12 protein-coding genes are annotated in these 15,458 nt (G+C 71.7%); 9 read left to right on the top strand and 3 right to left on the bottom strand.

The genetic code is table 11. The features are described 5' to 3' along the window. Positions 1-5: 5 nt before the first annotated feature. Both ACLJQZ_RS08130 and ACLJQZ_RS08125 read right to left on the bottom strand, forming a co-directional pair. Positions 6-1,340 carry a sensor histidine kinase gene (locus ACLJQZ_RS08130; protein ID WP_326945417.1) on the bottom strand — a complete coding sequence of 445 codons (1,335 nt, stop codon included), beginning with the start codon at positions 1,338-1,340 and terminating at the stop codon, positions 6-8. A 101-nt stretch (positions 1,341-1,441) separates the two neighbouring features. Beyond that, positions 1,442-2,884 carry a CCA tRNA nucleotidyltransferase gene (locus tag ACLJQZ_RS08125; RefSeq protein ID WP_410619426.1) on the bottom strand — a complete coding sequence of 481 codons (1,443 nt, stop codon included), beginning with the start codon at positions 2,882-2,884 and terminating at the stop codon, positions 1,442-1,444. Between the two features lie 99 nt (positions 2,885-2,983). Here ACLJQZ_RS08125 and ACLJQZ_RS08120 point away from each other — a divergent pair, with 99 nt between their 5' ends. From ACLJQZ_RS08120 to ACLJQZ_RS08080, 9 genes are all read left to right on the top strand, one after another. Continuing rightward, positions 2,984-3,526, top strand: a complete 543-nt coding sequence (locus ACLJQZ_RS08120; protein ID WP_410619425.1) for an NUDIX hydrolase — start codon at positions 2,984-2,986, stop codon at positions 3,524-3,526. Beyond that, a complete protein-coding gene (locus ACLJQZ_RS08115; RefSeq protein WP_410619424.1) occupies positions 3,523-5,676 on the top strand; it encodes a DUF6049 family protein in 2,154 nt (717 codons plus the stop codon). The genes ACLJQZ_RS08120 and ACLJQZ_RS08115 overlap by 4 nt, the downstream gene beginning before the upstream one ends. 882 nt (positions 5,677-6,558) lie before the next feature. Continuing rightward, positions 6,559-8,430, top strand: coding sequence for a murein biosynthesis integral membrane protein MurJ (gene murJ, locus ACLJQZ_RS08110; protein ID WP_410619563.1), 1,872 nt, complete (start codon positions 6,559-6,561; stop codon positions 8,428-8,430). A gap of 79 nt (positions 8,431-8,509) precedes the next feature. Beyond that, a complete protein-coding gene (locus ACLJQZ_RS08105) occupies positions 8,510-10,102 on the top strand; it encodes a hypothetical protein (RefSeq protein ID WP_410619423.1) in 1,593 nt (530 codons plus the stop codon). A gap of 31 nt (positions 10,103-10,133) precedes the next feature. After that, positions 10,134-10,757 (top strand): RNA polymerase sigma factor SigM, encoded by a 624-nt coding sequence (gene sigM, locus ACLJQZ_RS08100; protein WP_247059624.1) that lies wholly within the window; start codon positions 10,134-10,136, stop codon positions 10,755-10,757. Further along, a complete protein-coding gene (locus tag ACLJQZ_RS08095; protein ID WP_410619422.1) occupies positions 10,754-11,560 on the top strand; it encodes a hypothetical protein in 807 nt (268 codons plus the stop codon). Before sigM ends, ACLJQZ_RS08095 begins: the two co-directional genes overlap by 4 nt. A gap of 140 nt (positions 11,561-11,700) precedes the next feature. Then, complete coding sequence (trxB, locus tag ACLJQZ_RS08090; RefSeq protein WP_247059627.1) at positions 11,701-12,693, top strand: thioredoxin-disulfide reductase; 993 nt, start codon at positions 11,701-11,703, stop codon at positions 12,691-12,693. 34 nt (positions 12,694-12,727) lie between these two features. After that, complete coding sequence (gene trxA / locus ACLJQZ_RS08085) at positions 12,728-13,051, top strand: thioredoxin (protein WP_020642536.1); 324 nt, start codon at positions 12,728-12,730, stop codon at positions 13,049-13,051. A gap of 280 nt (positions 13,052-13,331) precedes the next feature. Further along, entirely contained in the window at positions 13,332-14,480 is a 1,149-nt protein-coding gene (locus ACLJQZ_RS08080; protein ID WP_247059629.1) for an N-acetylmuramoyl-L-alanine amidase, read from the top strand. Positions 14,481-14,696: 216 nt separating this feature from the next. Here the strand turns inward: ACLJQZ_RS08080 and ACLJQZ_RS08075 are convergent, their stop codons facing one another. After that, the gene (locus ACLJQZ_RS08075; protein ID WP_326945422.1) at positions 14,697-15,341 is read right to left on the bottom strand and encodes a GNAT family N-acetyltransferase; all 645 of its coding nucleotides are present in this window, start codon (positions 15,339-15,341) and stop codon (positions 14,697-14,699) included. Positions 15,342-15,458: the final 117 nt, after the last annotated feature.

The raw sequence follows: 15,458 nt of genomic DNA, 5'->3' as shown, positions 1-15,458 counted from the left end.
AGATATCAGAAGGGGACCCAGAGCGTCACCCGAGTGCCCCCGCCGGGGCTGGATTCCACCAGGGACGTCCCGCCGACCTCGGCCAGCCGCGCGGTGATCGACTCGCTGATGCCGAAGCCCGCCGGGCGGTCGGCCGGGCTGAAGCCGGTGCCGTGGTCGCGGGTGATGACCGCGATCCCGCCGTCGCGCGCCTCGACGCGCACGACCACCCGGTCGGTGCCGGAGTGCTTCATCGTGTTCCGCAGCGCCTCGCGGACGGCGTCGCGGATGGCGATCTGCCGGACCTCGGACAGCGTGTCGTCGTCCAGCTCGGCCACCACGAGCTGGGCGCGCAGCCCGTCGCGCGCCATCTCGGCGGCGAGCGTGGCGAGCTTCTCACCGAGTGGCCGCGCGCCGGCCTCGGCGCGTTCCGACGCCGCCGACTCGATCTCCTGCCGGATCTCCATCGCCTGCGCCCGGGCGAGCCGCTGGATCTCGACCAGCCGCTCCTCGGGGTTCGTGGTGCCGGACAGCGCCATCGCCTCGAGGGTCTGCAGCACGGTGTCGTGCAGCATCCGGTGCTGCTGGGCACGCTCGGCGAGCCGGCCGTTGCGGGTGCCGTAGGCCAGCGCCAGCCGGGTGCCGAGCCCGGTGAGCACCAGCCCGGCGGTGGCCAGGAACATCAGCGCGAGCAGCGCGGAGTACGTCGAGAACGCGGCGTCGACGTGGAACTGGCCGGTGTTCAGCCAGTTGGCCAGCATCCGCAGCGGGAAGCTGATCAGCGCGAAGACCAGGCCGGCCGGGACGCCGAGGGCGAGCGTCAGCAGCCCGGCCTCGCCGAAGAGGTGGACGCTGCTGACCGCGAGCGCGTCGAAGTAGGCCTCCCGCGGCACGGTCAGCGCGAGGACCAGCGGCGAGAGCACGGTGAACGCGATGTCGACGGCGAGCAGCTTGCCCGCGTCGCGGCCGTGGAACGGCGCCGAGCGGAGCATCCAGCGGAAGCCGACGACGTTCAGCACGACCGAGAGCAGCGTGAACACACCGACCGGCAGCAACCCGGTCGTCCCGTGCTCGAGCACGTGGACGCCGAACTGGCCCGGCACGGCGAGCAGCCGGTAGGCGAGCGGGATGAGCACGACGTACCGGGTGGCGCGCAGCAGCAGGCCGTCGCGCTGGGCCGGGTCGATCGGCCCGGCCATCTTCGAGATCCGCTTCAGCGCGTGGATCGGGGTCGGGTCGCCGATCTCCTCCGACAGCTCGCTGGTGGCCGTCGCGATGGCCGGCGCGCCCTGCCGCAGGAGCGCCACGAAGAAGCTCCCGCCGCCCACCGCTTTCGGCGAGTCGGGCGCTTCAGTGGACATCGCGCAGACAACTCCCTGGTCACATCGGTGAGCCGAGGTCCGGAGTATCCCCAATCCGTGGCGCCGAGGTCCAGCGTTCTACGGAATTCACCGAAGTTTGGTCAGGAGTTGCCGATTCCCTCCGCACTCGCCCACTTCTTCAACTCCGCCACGGCGTCGTCGTGCTCCAGCGGCCCGCGGTCCAGCCGCAGCTCCTTGAGGAACTTCCACGCCTTGCCGACGTCCGGCCCCGGCCGCAGGCCGAGCAGCTCCATGATCTGCTCGCCGTTGAGGTCCGGCCGCACGCGGTCGAGGTCCTCCTTGGCCTTGAGCGCGGTGATGCGGGCCTCGAGGTCGTCGTAGGTCGCCTGCAGTGCGGCCGCCTTCTTGCGGTTGCGCGTGGTGCAGTCGGCGCGGACGAGCTTGTGCAGCCGGCTCAGCAGCGGGCCGGCGTCGGTGACGTACCGGCGGACCGCCGAGTCCGTCCACTCGCCCTTGCCGTAGCCGTGGAACCGCAGGTGGAGGAACACGAGCTGGGAGACGTCGTCGATGATCTCCTTGGAGAACTTCAGCGCCCGCAAACGTTTGCGGGCCATCCGCGCGCCGACCACCTCGTGGTGGTGGAAGCTCACGCCGCCGCCGGCCTGGAACTCCCGCGTCGCCGGCTTGCCGACGTCGTGCAGCAGCGCCGCCAGCCGCAGGATCAGGTCGGGCTCCGACGTCGGCTCGTGCGAGGACTCCAGGTCGATCGCCTGGGCCAGCACGGTCAGTGAGTGCTGGTAGACGTCCTTGTGCTGGTGGTGCTCGTCGATCGCCAGCCGCATCCCGGGCACCTCGGGCAGCACCCGCTCGGCCAGCCCGGTGTCGACGAGCAGCTCCAGGCCCGGTTGCGGGTCGGCCGCCAGCAGCAGCTTCGCCAGCTCGGCCTGCACCCGCTCGGCGGTGATCCGGTCGATCTCCTCGGCCATCGACGTCATCGCGTCGATCACCCGCGGCGCGGCGGTGAAGCCGAGCTGGGCGGCGAAGCGCGCGGCCCGCAGCATCCGCAGCGGGTCGTCGGCGAAGGACTCCTGCGGCGTCGCCGGCGTGTCGAGCACCCGCTCGGCCAGCGCGTGCAGCCCGTCGTGCGGGTCGATGAACGTCTTGGCCGCCAGCTCGATGGCCATCGCGTTCACCGTGAAGTCGCGGCGCAGCAGGTCGCCCTCGATGGTGTCGCCGAAGGTGACCTCGGGGTTGCGGCCGACGCGGTCGTAGGTGTCCGCGCGGAACGTCGTGATCTCGAGCTGCATGCCCTTCTTCGTCACGCCGACCGTGCCGAAGGCGATCCCGACGTCCCAGACGGCGTCGCCCCAGTCGCTGACGATCTTGAGCACGCGGTCCGGCCGCGCGTCCGTCGTGAAGTCGAGATCACCGGACCGCCGGTCGAGCAGCATGTCGCGCACGCTGCCGCCGACGAGGTACAGGCGGTGACCGGCCCTGGCGAACCTTTCCGCCAGCTCTTCCGCCAGGGGAGGGACTTGCATCCGCTCCACCACCGCGTTCTGCTTGGCGACCACGTCGTTCACGGAAAACCCATTACTTTCGGGTGCGATTACTACAGGCACCACCGGACAGGACACGGAGAGCCAGCCTACCGGGGCAACCGTTTGCTCTAGCATCGCAGCATGTCTGGATCAGCCGGCCGCCCCGGCGCCTCGAAGCCGCGGAGGCGGCGGAGGCGGCAGCGCGGCAGGCGCCTGACCACGGTCGACGAGACGTCGGCCGGTGGCCTCGTGCTGGATGCGGCGCGCGAACAGGCGGCGCTGATCGGCCGGCTCGACCGGCACGGCAGACTGCTCTGGTCGCTGCCCAAGGGCCACATCGAGGACGGTGAGACGGTGGAACAGACGGCCGTGCGCGAGGTGAAGGAGGAGACCGGCATCTCCGCGCGGGTCCTGCGGCCGCTGGGGACCATCGACTACTGGTTCGTCGCCGAGAAGCGGCGGATCCACAAGACCGTGCACCACTTCCTGCTCGAAGCGCTCGGCGGTGAGCTGTCCGACGAAGACGTCGAGGTCACCGAGGTGGCCTGGGTCCCGCTGGCCGAGCTGGAGACCAGACTCGCGTATTCCGACGAGCGGAAGCTAGTCCGGAAAGCCAAGGAACTTTTGGCGCGCCCGGACGTCCACGGACGAGACGAGCACGCCCCTGAGGGAGCCCCCGAGTGAAGCGGTTCGCCGCAGCCTTCCTTTCCGTCCTCTTCCTGGCCGTCCCCGCCCTGGCCGGCGCCACGGTGGCCCACGCGGAAGAGGGCGCCCGCCTGCGCGTGGAGCTCGACGAGCTCAACCCGCGGGTGATCACCGGCTCGACGACGACGCTGACCGTCGCCGGCAGCGTCACCAACACCGGCGACCGCAAGGTCACCCGGCCGCAGGTGCGGCTGCAGGTCGGCGAGCGGCAGACGACCGAACGCGGGATCGGCGAGGTCCTGTCGGGCGCGGTCATCAAGGACAGCCCGCTGACGGACTTCACCTCCGTCGCCGACGCGCTGGAGCCCGGGCAGACCGCGCCGCTGAACATCTCGGTGACCCTGACCGGCCAGCGCGCGGCGCAGTTCGGCAAGCCCGGCGTCTACCCGCTGCTGGTGAACGTCAACGGCACGCCCGAGTTCGGCGGGCCGGCCCGGCTGGGCGCGGTCAGCATGCTGATGCCGGTGCTGGCCGGCCCGGGTAAGCAGGCCACGCACGCGTCCGGCGCGCCGAGCATGACGCTGCTCTGGCCGCTGACCAGCAGCGTCCCGCACGTCTACGCGGCGCCGCTCGGCGGCAGGCCGGTGCTGGCCGACGACCGACTGGCCGACGAGATCGGCCCGGACGGCCGGCTGAACGCGCTGGTCACGGCCGCGCACACGGCCGTGCAGGGCGACTCGAACCTGGCCAAGTCGATGTGTTTCGCACTCGACCCGGACCTGCTGGCGACCGTCGACGCGATGAGCCGCGGCTACCAGGTGCACACCGACGCCGGGAACGTCGACGGCAAGGGCGCCGGGACCGCGCAGACGTGGCTGGCCGCGCTGCGCTCGCTGGTCGGCACCCGGTGCGTGGTGGCCCTGCCCTTCGCCGACGCCGACCTGAACGCCGTCTCGCGGATCCGCCCGGGCGACCCCGCGCTGGTCACCAAGGCGGCTTCCGGCGCGGCCGTGATCCAGCAGCTGACCGGCGCCACGCCGCAGACCGGCGTGCTCTGGCCGGACGGCACGCCGGGCGACGCCGTCCTCACCGAGCTGTCGCAGGCCGGGATCCGGACGGTGCTCACCGACGCCGGCAAGCTCGCGCCCGCCGCGGCCGGCGGCGGCGTCACCGTGCAGGGCAGCACCGTCCGCGCGCAGCCGACCGACTCGCTCGTCTCCTCGGCCATGACGGGCGTGCCGACCGTGCCGGACTCGGTCACCATGCCGGCCACCACCGAAGCGGCCGTCGCCAGCCAGAACGGCCTCGGCGCGCTCGCTTTCCGCGCCGGCCTCGGCCTGCCCGCCGGCCAGCAGCGGCCGGACCACCTGCTGGTCGCGCCGCCGCGCCGCTGGGCCGCCCCGGCCGCCGAGCTCACCGCGTACCTGCTGCAGGTCGGCAACTACCTCGACGCCGGGCTCGTCACGGCGACCTCGCTCCAGACGCTGCTGGCCGCGGACCCGGAGGGCTCCGGCCCGGTCGGCGACGGCGGCCAGGACCCGGCCGCGGCGGTCGACCCCGCGGTCGTCTCGACGCTGTCGACCCTCGACGACAAGACCACCGGCCTGGCCGCCGCGATGCAGCTGGATCCCACCAAACGGGTGAAACCGGACGACGTCGTCGCGCCGGTCCGGCTGGCCGAGCTGCGGGGCGCGTCCACCGCGTGGCGGGGCCTGCCCGCCGACGCGGCGACCGCGAACGCGCGCGCCGACCTGGCCGCGATCAGCGAACAGGTGTCCGTCTCGCAGCCCAAGCAGACGATCGCGCTGGCCTCGGGCAACTCGCCGCTGCCGGTGTACGTCAGCAACGACCTGCCGGTCGGGATCAACGCCCGGTTCGTCCTGACCAACAACACCGGCCTGCGCTCCGACGACGCCAAGGCCTGGTTCTTCCCGGCGGGCGGCGGCAAGAACTACTTCCTGCCCGTCGAAGCGCTGCGGGCCGGCCGGTTCAGCGTCGATGTGTCGTTGCGCACCCCGACGGATACCCCGCTCGGGTCGTCCGCGCGGTTCGAACTGACGTCGACGGAGTACGGCGCGATCACCATCATCGCGACCGTCGCCGCAGGTGCGGCCCTGCTTCTGCTCGCCTCCCGGCGCATCTACCGGCGGGTGAAGGACGCGAAGGCCGGCCGGGACGCAGTGGACTGATCTCTCGGCCTTCGAGTGTTCCGGGCGGTTCCCGATTACCCTGGGTCCGCACGTGCCCGGCGAACGGACCGCGGCACCGGGGACCGAGCACTGAGGATTGGGCACGCGTTGGAGAGAGAGCCGGGCTTACCCCCCGAGCGTGCGAGTCGTCCTCGGCGCGAAGGCGCCCCGCCCCCGCAACGGGGAGACGGGCCGCCACGAGCGGCGCAACCGGGCCGCCGCCAGCCGCCGCCGAAGCAGCAGCCGCCTCCGCCACCGGAGCGCGGCCGCCGCCAGCCGCCCCGCAACGGCCAGACCCGCCAGATGCCCCGTGAGGACCAGCCGGTCCGCGAGGGGCGTCCGCCGCGCGACGACCGGCCGGTTCGCGAAGGCCGCCCGCCGCGTGACGAACCGCGCGACGGCCGTCCTCCCCGGGACGACCGCGCCCTGCGCGAGGAACCGCGCGAGGGGCGCCCGGCCCGCGGCAAGCCGCCGGTCCAGGACGACCGCCAGCGCCCGCCCCGGGACGACCGGCCGGTCCACGACGAGCGCCCGGTCCGCGAGCGTCCGCCTCGCGACGACCACCCGCCGCGCGACGACCGGCCACCGCGCCGCGTCCCGCCGCCGCCGGGCCCGCCCCCGCAGGGGCCACCGCCCCAGCCGCCGCGTGGTGGGCAACCGCCGCGCGCCGCCGCCGGTCCGGCGCCCACCCACGTCCAGCCGGTGCCGCCGCTACCGCCGCAGAACCCGCCGGGCCCGCCGCCACCGCAGGGCCCGCCTTCGCACCAGGGCCGGCTGCCACAGCCGGCCCCGCCGGTGACGCCGCCCGTCGCCGTACCGCCGGTCGCCGTACCGCCGGCGACCAGTGGCCCGGTCGGCACGCCGGCCGCGGGCAACCCGGCCATGGGCACCCCGCCCCCGGGCATCCCGGTGCCGCCCCGCGGCCGCGCGCCCCGTCGTCCGGCGCCGGTCCGGCCGTGGCAGGAGGAGGCCCAGCGGCCCGTCGACCCGGAGGCGACGCGGTTCATCCCGCGCACCGCCGGCGTCCCGATGGCCTCCCGCTGGCCGGTCGCCGACCCCGACGTCATGCGGCCCTACGACGCGCTGGCCACCCAGGTCATGCCGGCGATCAAGACGCCGCTCGTCAAGCCGGCCGAACCCGGCACGGAAGCCGCGGCCCCGGCGAAGGCGCCGTCGCTCGCGAAGGCATCCGGCCGGATGGCCATCGCGTCGCTGATCAGCCGGATCACCGGCTTCCTGTGGAAGCTGCTGCTGGTCGGCGCGATCGGCCAGGGCATCGCGAACGACTCGTTCAACGTCGCGAACACGATGCCGAACATCATCTTCGAGCTGCTGATGGGTGGCGTGCTCGCCAGCGTGGTGGTGCCGCTGCTGGTGCGCGCGCAGGACGAGCCCGACGGCGGCGCGGCCTACACCCAGCGGCTGATCACGGTCGCGTTCTCGCTGCTGCTGGTCGGCACGGCGGTCGCGGTCGTCGCGGCGCCGGCGTTCACCAGCCTCTACGTCGACGGTTCCGGCAAGGCCAGCTCCGGGCTGACCACGGCGTTCGCCTACCTGCTGCTGCCGGAGATCTTCTTCTACGGCGTGTTCGCGCTGCTGTCGGCGGTGCTGAACGCCAAGCAGATCTTCGGGCCGACGGCCTGGGCGCCGGTGATCAACAACCTGGTGGTCATCTTCACGATCCTGGTCGTCTGGGTCATGCCGGGCGACATCGACACCGCGCACCCGTCGCTCACCGACCCGAAGGTGCTGACGCTGGGCATCGGCGTCACCGCCGGCATCGTCGCCCAGGCGATCCTGCTGGTCCCGCCGCTGCTGCGGTCGGGCTTCCGGTTCAAGTGGCGCTGGGGCTTCGACAAGCAGATGAAGGAGTTCGGCGGTCTCGCCCTCTGGATCCTCGGCTACGTCGCGGTCAGCCAGATCGGCTACACGATCAACACCCGCGTCCTGACCAGCGGTTCCCCCGGCGGTGTGACGGCGTACAGCAACGCGTGGCTGCTCTTCCAGCTGCCGTACGGCGTCATCGGCGTCTCGCTGCTGACGGCGATCATGCCGCGGATGAGCCGCGCGGCCGCCGACGGCGACCACAAGAAGCTGATCGGCGACCTGTCCTACGCGTCGCGGATCTCGACGGTGATGCTCGTGCCGATCTCCGCGGTGATGACCGTGGTCGGCGGCTCGATCGGCATCGCGCTGTTCACGTTCGGCAAGGGCACGGTCGAGACCGCCGAGCGGCTCGGCGACGCGCTGGCCATCTCGGCGTTCGCGCTGCTGCCGTACGCGCTGGTCATGCTCCAGATGCGGGTGTTCTACGCGATGAAGGACGCGCGGACGCCGACGCTGATCATGATCGTGATGACGCTGGTCAAGGTGCCGCTGCTGTACCTGTGCCCGGTACTGCTGACGCCGGACAACGTCGTGCTGGGCGTCATGATGGTCAACGCGCTGACGTTCGTCGTCGGCGCGATCCTCGGCCAGGTGTGGCTCTGGGTGACGCTGGGCAACCTGCGGAGCAAGCGCATCATCGGCGTGATCCTGTTCACGGTCGTGGCGAGCGGGCTCGGGGTGGCCGCGGCGTGGGTCGTGGGCAAGGTCGTCCCGGACTCGTTCGGGCCGACTTTCGGGGCCTGGGTGAAGCTTCTGCTGCAAAGCGTCGTCGGCATCGTCGTCTCGTTCGGCGTCCTGATGGCGCTGAAGGTGGAGGAGCTGCAGCCGGCCACGAGCAGGTTCACCCGGTTGATCAAGCGAGGGTAACGATTCCGGTACGGCTGCCGACGACTCCCGCGTCGTATTCTGGGTACCCTCGACGCGGGGAGCTAACGGGAGAGTGCGGGTGGATACGAGGCGCAGCGAACAGGCAGGGGGTGCGAACCACGTGGGCAAGGCCCAAGTCGGATCGCTGGCCCCCGGACGTGTGGTCGGTGACGGCCGCTACCGCCTCCTCGCACAGTTCGGCGTGGACGAGCGGGGTGACGCGCACCTGTGGCGCGCGCGGGACGGCCAGCTGAAGCGGGACGTCGCACTGACCCTGCTGGTCGGCGACCCGGCAGATCCGGAAGCCGCGCGGCTCGCGCGGCGCACCCTCGAACGCGCGACGCACGCGTCCAAGTTCGGCCACGGCGGCGTCGCCCGCGTGCTCGACGTGCTCGCGCTCGGCAGCGGCATCACGTCGAGCGAGGGCCTGCTCGGCGTCGTCGTCGCGGAATGGACCAAGGGCAGCGACCTGGTCGACCTCGTCGCGCAGCGCCCGGTGGCGCCCGGCGCGGCGGCCCGGATGGTGCAGGCGCTGGCCGAAGCGGTCGAGCAGGCCCACCAGAACGGCCTGGTCCTCGGCCTCGACCACCCCCAGCGGCTCCGGTTGACGCCGAACGGCGCGCTGAAGCTCGCGTTCCCCGGCCCGCTGCCGGAGGCGACGCTGCGCGACGACGTCAAGGCGCTCGGCGCGGTGCTGTACCTGCTGCTCACCGGCCGCTGGGCGCTGCCCGGCGGCCCGCCCGCCATCCCGGCGGCGCCGCTGACTCCGCAGGGCCGGATCGTCCCGCCCCGGCAGCTCATCCCGACCGTGCCCGCCGACCTGTCGTCGCTGGCCGTCCGCACGATCGAGGACGGCGGCAACGGCGGTATCCGCACCAGCGCGGCCATCCTCCGCATGCTCGAGCAGGTGGCCGAGGAGGAAGAGCGCACCCAGCTGATCAAGGCCGTCGGCGGTGACCCGGCCGCCGAGACCGAGGGCACCGTCTGGACCACGAAGAAGCCGGTCAAGGACGTCGCCCGGCGGCGCAAGCTCGCGCTCGGCGTCACCGTGCTGGTGGTCGCCACGGTCGTCATCCTCGCCTGGGGCGGGCTGATGCTGATCAACGTCTTCCAGGGTGACTCGAAGGCGACCGGGCCGACGATCAACGTCGCGGCGCCGCCCGCGTCGAGCCAGCCGGCCGGGCAGCCGCCCGCGTCGAGCCAGCCCGCGCCCCCGCCGTCGCCGACGGTCGGTGCCGCGGTGGCCCCGCAGGCGATCGCCGTCTACAACCCGGACGGCAAGGGCGACAACACCGCCCGGGCGCGGTACGCGACCGACGGCAAGCCCGAGACGGTGTGGCGGACCGAGAAGTACAAGCAGCAGTTCCCCGTCGTCAAGTCGGGCGTCGGGCTGGTCGTCACCTTCAAGGACCCGATCAACCTGAGCCAGGTCAAGGTCTCCGGGGGCACCGCGGGCACCAAGGTCGAGATCCGCTCGGCGACCGAGAAGAACCCGGACCTGGCCGATACGAAGGTGGTCGGCAACGGCGACCTGCAGGACGGCGACACGACGATCCCGCTGGCTCAGCCCACCCAGGGTGAGTACTTCATCGTCTGGATCACCCAGCTGGGCGGCGAGGACGGCCAGTTCCTGACCCAGATCGCGGACCTGTCCTTCCTGCCTGCGGGGTGACGCACCCGACAGGGTCAGTAGGCTCTCGCGGGTGACAGCTGCAGCTCCCACGGATGCGGATCTGATAGCGGCTCACGCCGCGGGGGACCCTCATGCGTTCAGCGAACTCGTCCAGCGACATCGCGACCGCATGTGGGCGGTCGCCCTGCGCACGGTCCGCGACCCGGAGGAAGCCGCCGACGCGTTGCAGGACGCGTTCATCTCGGCGTTCCGGGCCGCCGGCAAGTTCCGCGCCGAGTCGCAGGTCACGACGTGGCTGCACCGGATCGTGGTGAACGCCTGCCTCGACCGGATCCGCCGCCGCCAGGCCCGCCCGACCGTCCCGCTGCCGGAAACCGGCTTCAACGAGCCGGCCACCCCGCGCGATTCGATGGCCGAGCGCGAGACCAGCTTGCTGGTGCGCGAAGCGCTCGCCCAGCTGCCGGAAGACCAGCGCGCGCCCATCCTGCTCGTCGACGTCGAGGGCTATTCCGTGGCCGAGACGGCGAAGATGCTCGGCATCGCCGAGGGCACGGTGAAGAGCCGATGTGCCCGGGGGCGCGGAAAACTCGCGAAGGTTCTCGGACACCTGCGGAACCCCGATGCGATTGCGAACGTCCCAACTCACGAAAGCAAACGGGCCGGGCGCCAGCCGGGTAGCGGGGAGGGACGATGACGGACGAAAGCCGGGGGATCGGGGGGACCGTCGGTCCGCCCTGGTCTGTCGACGTGCTCGCCGATCTCCACGCCGGCGTGCTGGACGACGACCGGGCCGCGCAGCTGTGGCCGCTCGTCAACGCCGACCCGGAGGCCCGCGCGATCCTGGACGCCCTCGACGCGACGCAGGCCGACCTGGCCTCGCTCGCCGAGGCACCCGCGCCGCCGATGCCGGCGGAGTTCGCGGCACGGCTCGACGCGGCCTTGGCCGCCGAAGTGGCCGCCGCCTTTCTTGGACAAGCACAGTCGATGCAGCGGACCGCGCCGGCACCGGAGCAGACCGGGACCGGGGACGCCCAGGTGGTGGACCTCGCGGCCGCCCGGCGGCGCCGGAACAAGCGGCTCGGCTGGGCCGCCGGCGTCCTGACCGCGGCCGCCGCGGCGGTCGTCGCGGTGACGGTCGCGATCCCGAGCACGTCCCAGCAGAGCGGCACCCCGAACGTCGCGGCCCCGGCACCGTCCGGCCCGACGGTCGGCGCCGACGGCAGCGGCGCCCAGGCCCTGGTCGGCAAGGCGGTCGGCGTCCGCGACTTCGGCCCGCTGGGCACCGAGGACCGGCTCGACGCCTGCGTCGAGGCGGCCGGACTGGACCCGAAGGTGCGGCCCGAAGGCATCCGCCCGGTGAACGTCGGCGGCAAGGCCGGGGTCATGATCATCCTGACCACCGGCAAGCTGGCCCAGTTCCGCTTGGTCGCCTTCGGCGCGGACTGCGGACCGGGAAATCCGGCCGTCCTGTTCGACAAGGTAGTCGGGGAGAAGTAGCGGCTGTGACATCCAGGGCTTCGCCCCGGGCCGGGGGCTCCGCCACCCGGAACCCCCATGAGCGGTGTCACCCCTGGGAACATGGCCACCTACGATCGTGTTGAGCCTGGTATACGGGTCACTACGAGCGGAGGTCACGGGTGGCTGCCGAAGACATCAGGAACCTGATCATCGTCGGATCGGGTCCTGCCGGATACACCGCTGCCGTTTACGCGGCGCGGGCGCAACTCGAACCGCTGGTGTTCGAGGGGACGCAGTTCGGTGGCGCGCTGATGACGACGACCGAGGTGGAGAACTTCCCCGGGTTTCGCGACGGCATCATGGGTCCGGACCTGATGGAGGAGATGCGCAAGCAGGCCGAGCGCTTCGGCGCCGAGCTGCGCGCGGAGGACGTCGAGTCGGTCGAGCTGACCGGCGAGGTCAAGTACGTGACCGCGAACGGCAAGCGCTACGCCGCCCGCGCGGTCGTCCTCGCGATGGGTGCCGCGGCGCGGTACCTGAACGTGCCGGGGGAGCAGGAGCTGCTCGGACGCGGGGTGTCGGCCTGTGCGACCTGTGACGGGTTCTTCTTCCGCGACCACGACATCGTGGTCGCCGGTGGTGGCGACTCGGCGATGGAGGAAGCGACCTTCCTGACGAAGTTCGCGAAGTCCGTCACCGTCGTGCACCGGCGTGAGGAGTTCCGCGCGTCGAAGATCATGCTCGAGCGCGCCCGCGCGAACGAGAAGATCAAGTGGAAGCTGAACTCGCAGATCACCGGCGTCGTCGGGGACAACAAGGTCGAGGGCCTGAAGCTGAAGGACACCCAGGACGGCTCCGAGTCGACCCTGGACGTGTCGGGCTTCTTCGTCGCGATCGGGCACGACCCCCGCAGCGCGCTCGTGCGCGGGCAGGTCGACCTGGACGAGGACGGCTACGTCATCACCCAGGGCCGCAGCTCGTACACGAACCTCGACGGCGTCTTCGCGGCCGGTGACCTGGTGGACCGCACCTACCGGCAGGCGATCACGGCGTCCGGCTCGGGCTGCAGCGCCGCGATCGACGCGGAACGCTGGCTCGCGGAGCACGGCGACTCGGACGCGCACGAGGCGGCCGAGCTGGTCGGCGGCGGCTACGGCGCGGGCACCAACTGACTTTCCGGCGTAACACCCACCTGAAGGAGAAACCATGTCCAACACCGTGAAGGTGACCGACGCGACGTTCGTCGACGAGGTCCTGACCAGCGAGAAGCCCGTTCTGGTCGACTTCTGGGCCACCTGGTGCGGGCCGTGCAAGATGGTCGCCCCGGTGCTCGAGGAGATCGCGGCGGAGAACGGCGAGAAGCTGACCATCGCCAAGATCGACATCGACGAGAACCCGAACACGCCGCGTGACTACCAGGTGATGTCCATCCCGACGCTGATCCTGTTTCAGGGCGGCAAGCCGGTGAAGCAGATCGTGGGCGCCAAGCCGAAGGCCGCGCTGCTGTCGGACCTCGCCGACGTTCTCTGAACCGAACAAGCCCGGCGAACCCGGGGCCTGCGGGAACCCTCCCGTGGGCTCCGGGTTCTCGTCGTTCGGGGGAATCTCACCGGTGTGGGTGAATCCTGCGTGACGAGGGCCACCACCGGGACGCCACGAACGGGCTCTTGACGAACCGACCGGGCCTGCGGTGTCACCGAGAGTTCGCAAGGCACAATAGAGGACCTGGGCCCGTCCCAGTGATGGTTTTCCCCGAAGTTTTGCCACGCGCCGAACCCCCAATCGGTGCCTGAGGAAAAGCGAGGAGTGCATGCGGGTACTCCGCCGCGGTGACGCCGGTCCGGACGTCGCCGAGATCAGGTCGATCCTGGCCGGGATGGACCTGCTCCCGCCGGTCACCGGTACCGACGCCTACGACACGTTCGATGTCGCCGTCGAGAACGCCGTACGGGCCTTCCAGCAGAGCCGTGGGCTGATGACCGACGGCATCGTGGGTCAGGCCACCTTCCAGGCGCTCAAGGGCGCCAGCTACCACCTGGGCAGCCGGCTGCTGTCGTACACGATCGCGGCCCCGATCCAGGGTGACGACGTCTTCACGCTGCAGGAGCGGCTGACCGAACTCGGCTTCGACGCCGGCCGCCCGGACGGCTACTTCGGCGCGGCGACCGAGCGCGCCCTCAAGACGTTCCAGCGCGACATGCGCCTGACGCCGGACGGCATGTGCGGCCCCGCGACCATCCGAGAGCTGCACCGCCTGTCCTCGCCGCGGGCCCGGGGCGGCCGCCCCGTGTTCCTGCGCGAGCAGGAGCAGGTGCGCCAGGCCGGTCCCCGGCTGCGCGGCAAGCGCATCGTGATCGACCCCGGCCACGGCGGCGACGACCTCGGCGTGGTCGCCGGCGGGCTCCGCGAGGCCGACATCGCGTGGGACCTCGCGCGCCGCCTGGAAGGCCGGATGAAGGCCACCGGCATGGAGGCGCTGATCTCCCGCGGCCCGAACCACAGCCCCACCGAGCTGGAGCGCGCGAAGTTCGCGAACGACGCGGGCGCCGACCTGTTCCTCTCGCTGCACAGCGACAAGAACCCCTCGCCGCGCGCGCAGGGCGTCGCGAGCTTCCACTTCGGCAACGGCAACGGCACGACGTCGACCGTGGGCGAGCTGCTGGCCGGCTTCATCCAGCGCGAGGTCGCGGCCCGCACGGGCCTGCAGGACAACCGCACGCACTACAAGTCGTGGGACATCTTCACCCGCACCCGCTGCCCGGCCGTCCGGGTCGAGATCGGCTACCTGACGAACCCGGACGACAGCCGCAAGCTGGGCGACCCGGCCTTCCGCGACATCGTCGCCGAGGGCATCCTGATCGCCGTCAAGCGCCTGTACCTGCTCGGCGAGGGCGACCAGCCGACGGGCACGTTCACGTTCGCGGATGTCCTCGCGCACGAACTCGCGAAGGCCGAGTAGGGCGACCACAACCCCTAGCGGCTCACCTTCACCTGCTCCACCACACCTGGGGACGCGCACGCGCCGTCCCCAGGTTTCGGTGCAGTCATCCACAGCTTTTCCACCGCGCCTATCAGGGCTCTGTGGATAACTCGGCACTTCTTCCACAGCTGTGCACACACGACGGAATCCGTGTTCCAGGTGCGCCGGAGCTCCGGCGCAAACGTTTGCGGCAGGTCAGGCGCGGCCGAGGATCGGCTCGGCCGTGGTGATCGTCACCTGGCCGAGCAGCCGCTCCAGCGCCGCCTCGACGTCTTCCTTCCAGGTGATCGCCGAACGCAGCTCGAGGCGCAGGCGCGGCCACTTCTGGTGGGGACGGACGGTCTTGAAGCCGACGCTCTGCAGGAAGGCCGAAGGCAGCACGCAGCTGTGGCCGCCGTCCGGGTCCGACTCGTCGGGACGCGCGTCGCCGAACGCCTCGATGGCGCGGACGCCGCGCTTGGTGAGGTCCTTCGCGACCGCCTGGACCAGCATCCGGCCGAGGCCGCCGCCGCGGAATTCCGGGAGGATCTGGAAGGCCGTCAGCAACACCGCGTCCGCGCTCGGCGGGGACGTCGGGAAGGCCAGCGAGCGCGGGACGGCGTTCGGCGGGGCGTACAGCACGAACCCGACCGGCAGCGTGTCGCTGTAGACGATGCGGCCGCAGGAACCCCACTCGAGCAGCACGCTCGAAACCCAGGCTTCCTTCTCGACCTCGGTGGCGCCGAACTCCTCGGCCTGGTTCTTCAGGTGCGGAGCCAGCTCCCAGTACACGCACCTGCGACAGCTCTTCGGCAGATGCTCGAGGTTGTCCAGTGTGACGCCCACGACGCGACGCGACACCCGCGACCTCCCTGACCTGCGCTCCCGGTGGGCTCCTCCGCCGTCAAGCCGCGCGGAACCACAGCACGAACACGGGAGCCATGGTCGATGGTAGGCCGATGTGAGAAGCACCGAAAG

This window comes from Amycolatopsis sp. cmx-8-4, from assembly GCF_046548675.1.
In the GTDB taxonomy this organism is placed as follows: Bacteria; Actinomycetota; Actinomycetes; order Mycobacteriales; family Pseudonocardiaceae; genus Amycolatopsis.
This window is presented reverse-complemented; position numbering and strand designations above follow the sequence as displayed.

Bases quoted from the DNA above. Each gene is read 5' to 3' on its own strand.
- ACLJQZ_RS08120 (WP_410619425.1), top strand. From the start codon at position 2,984: ATGTCTGGATCAGCCGGCCGCCCCGGCGCCTCGAAGCCGCGGAGGCGG.
- trxA (WP_020642536.1), top strand. From the start codon at position 12,728: ATGTCCAACACCGTGAAGGTGACCGACGCGACGTTCGTCGACGAGGTC.
- ACLJQZ_RS08130 (WP_326945417.1), bottom strand. From the start codon at position 1,340: ATGTCCACTGAAGCGCCCGACTCGCCGAAAGCGGTGGGCGGCGGGAGC.
- murJ (WP_410619563.1), top strand. From the start codon at position 6,559: ATGGGCACCCCGCCCCCGGGCATCCCGGTGCCGCCCCGCGGCCGCGCG.
- ACLJQZ_RS08080 (WP_247059629.1), top strand. From the start codon at position 13,332: ATGCGGGTACTCCGCCGCGGTGACGCCGGTCCGGACGTCGCCGAGATC.
- ACLJQZ_RS08095 (WP_410619422.1), top strand. From the start codon at position 10,754: ATGACGGACGAAAGCCGGGGGATCGGGGGGACCGTCGGTCCGCCCTGG.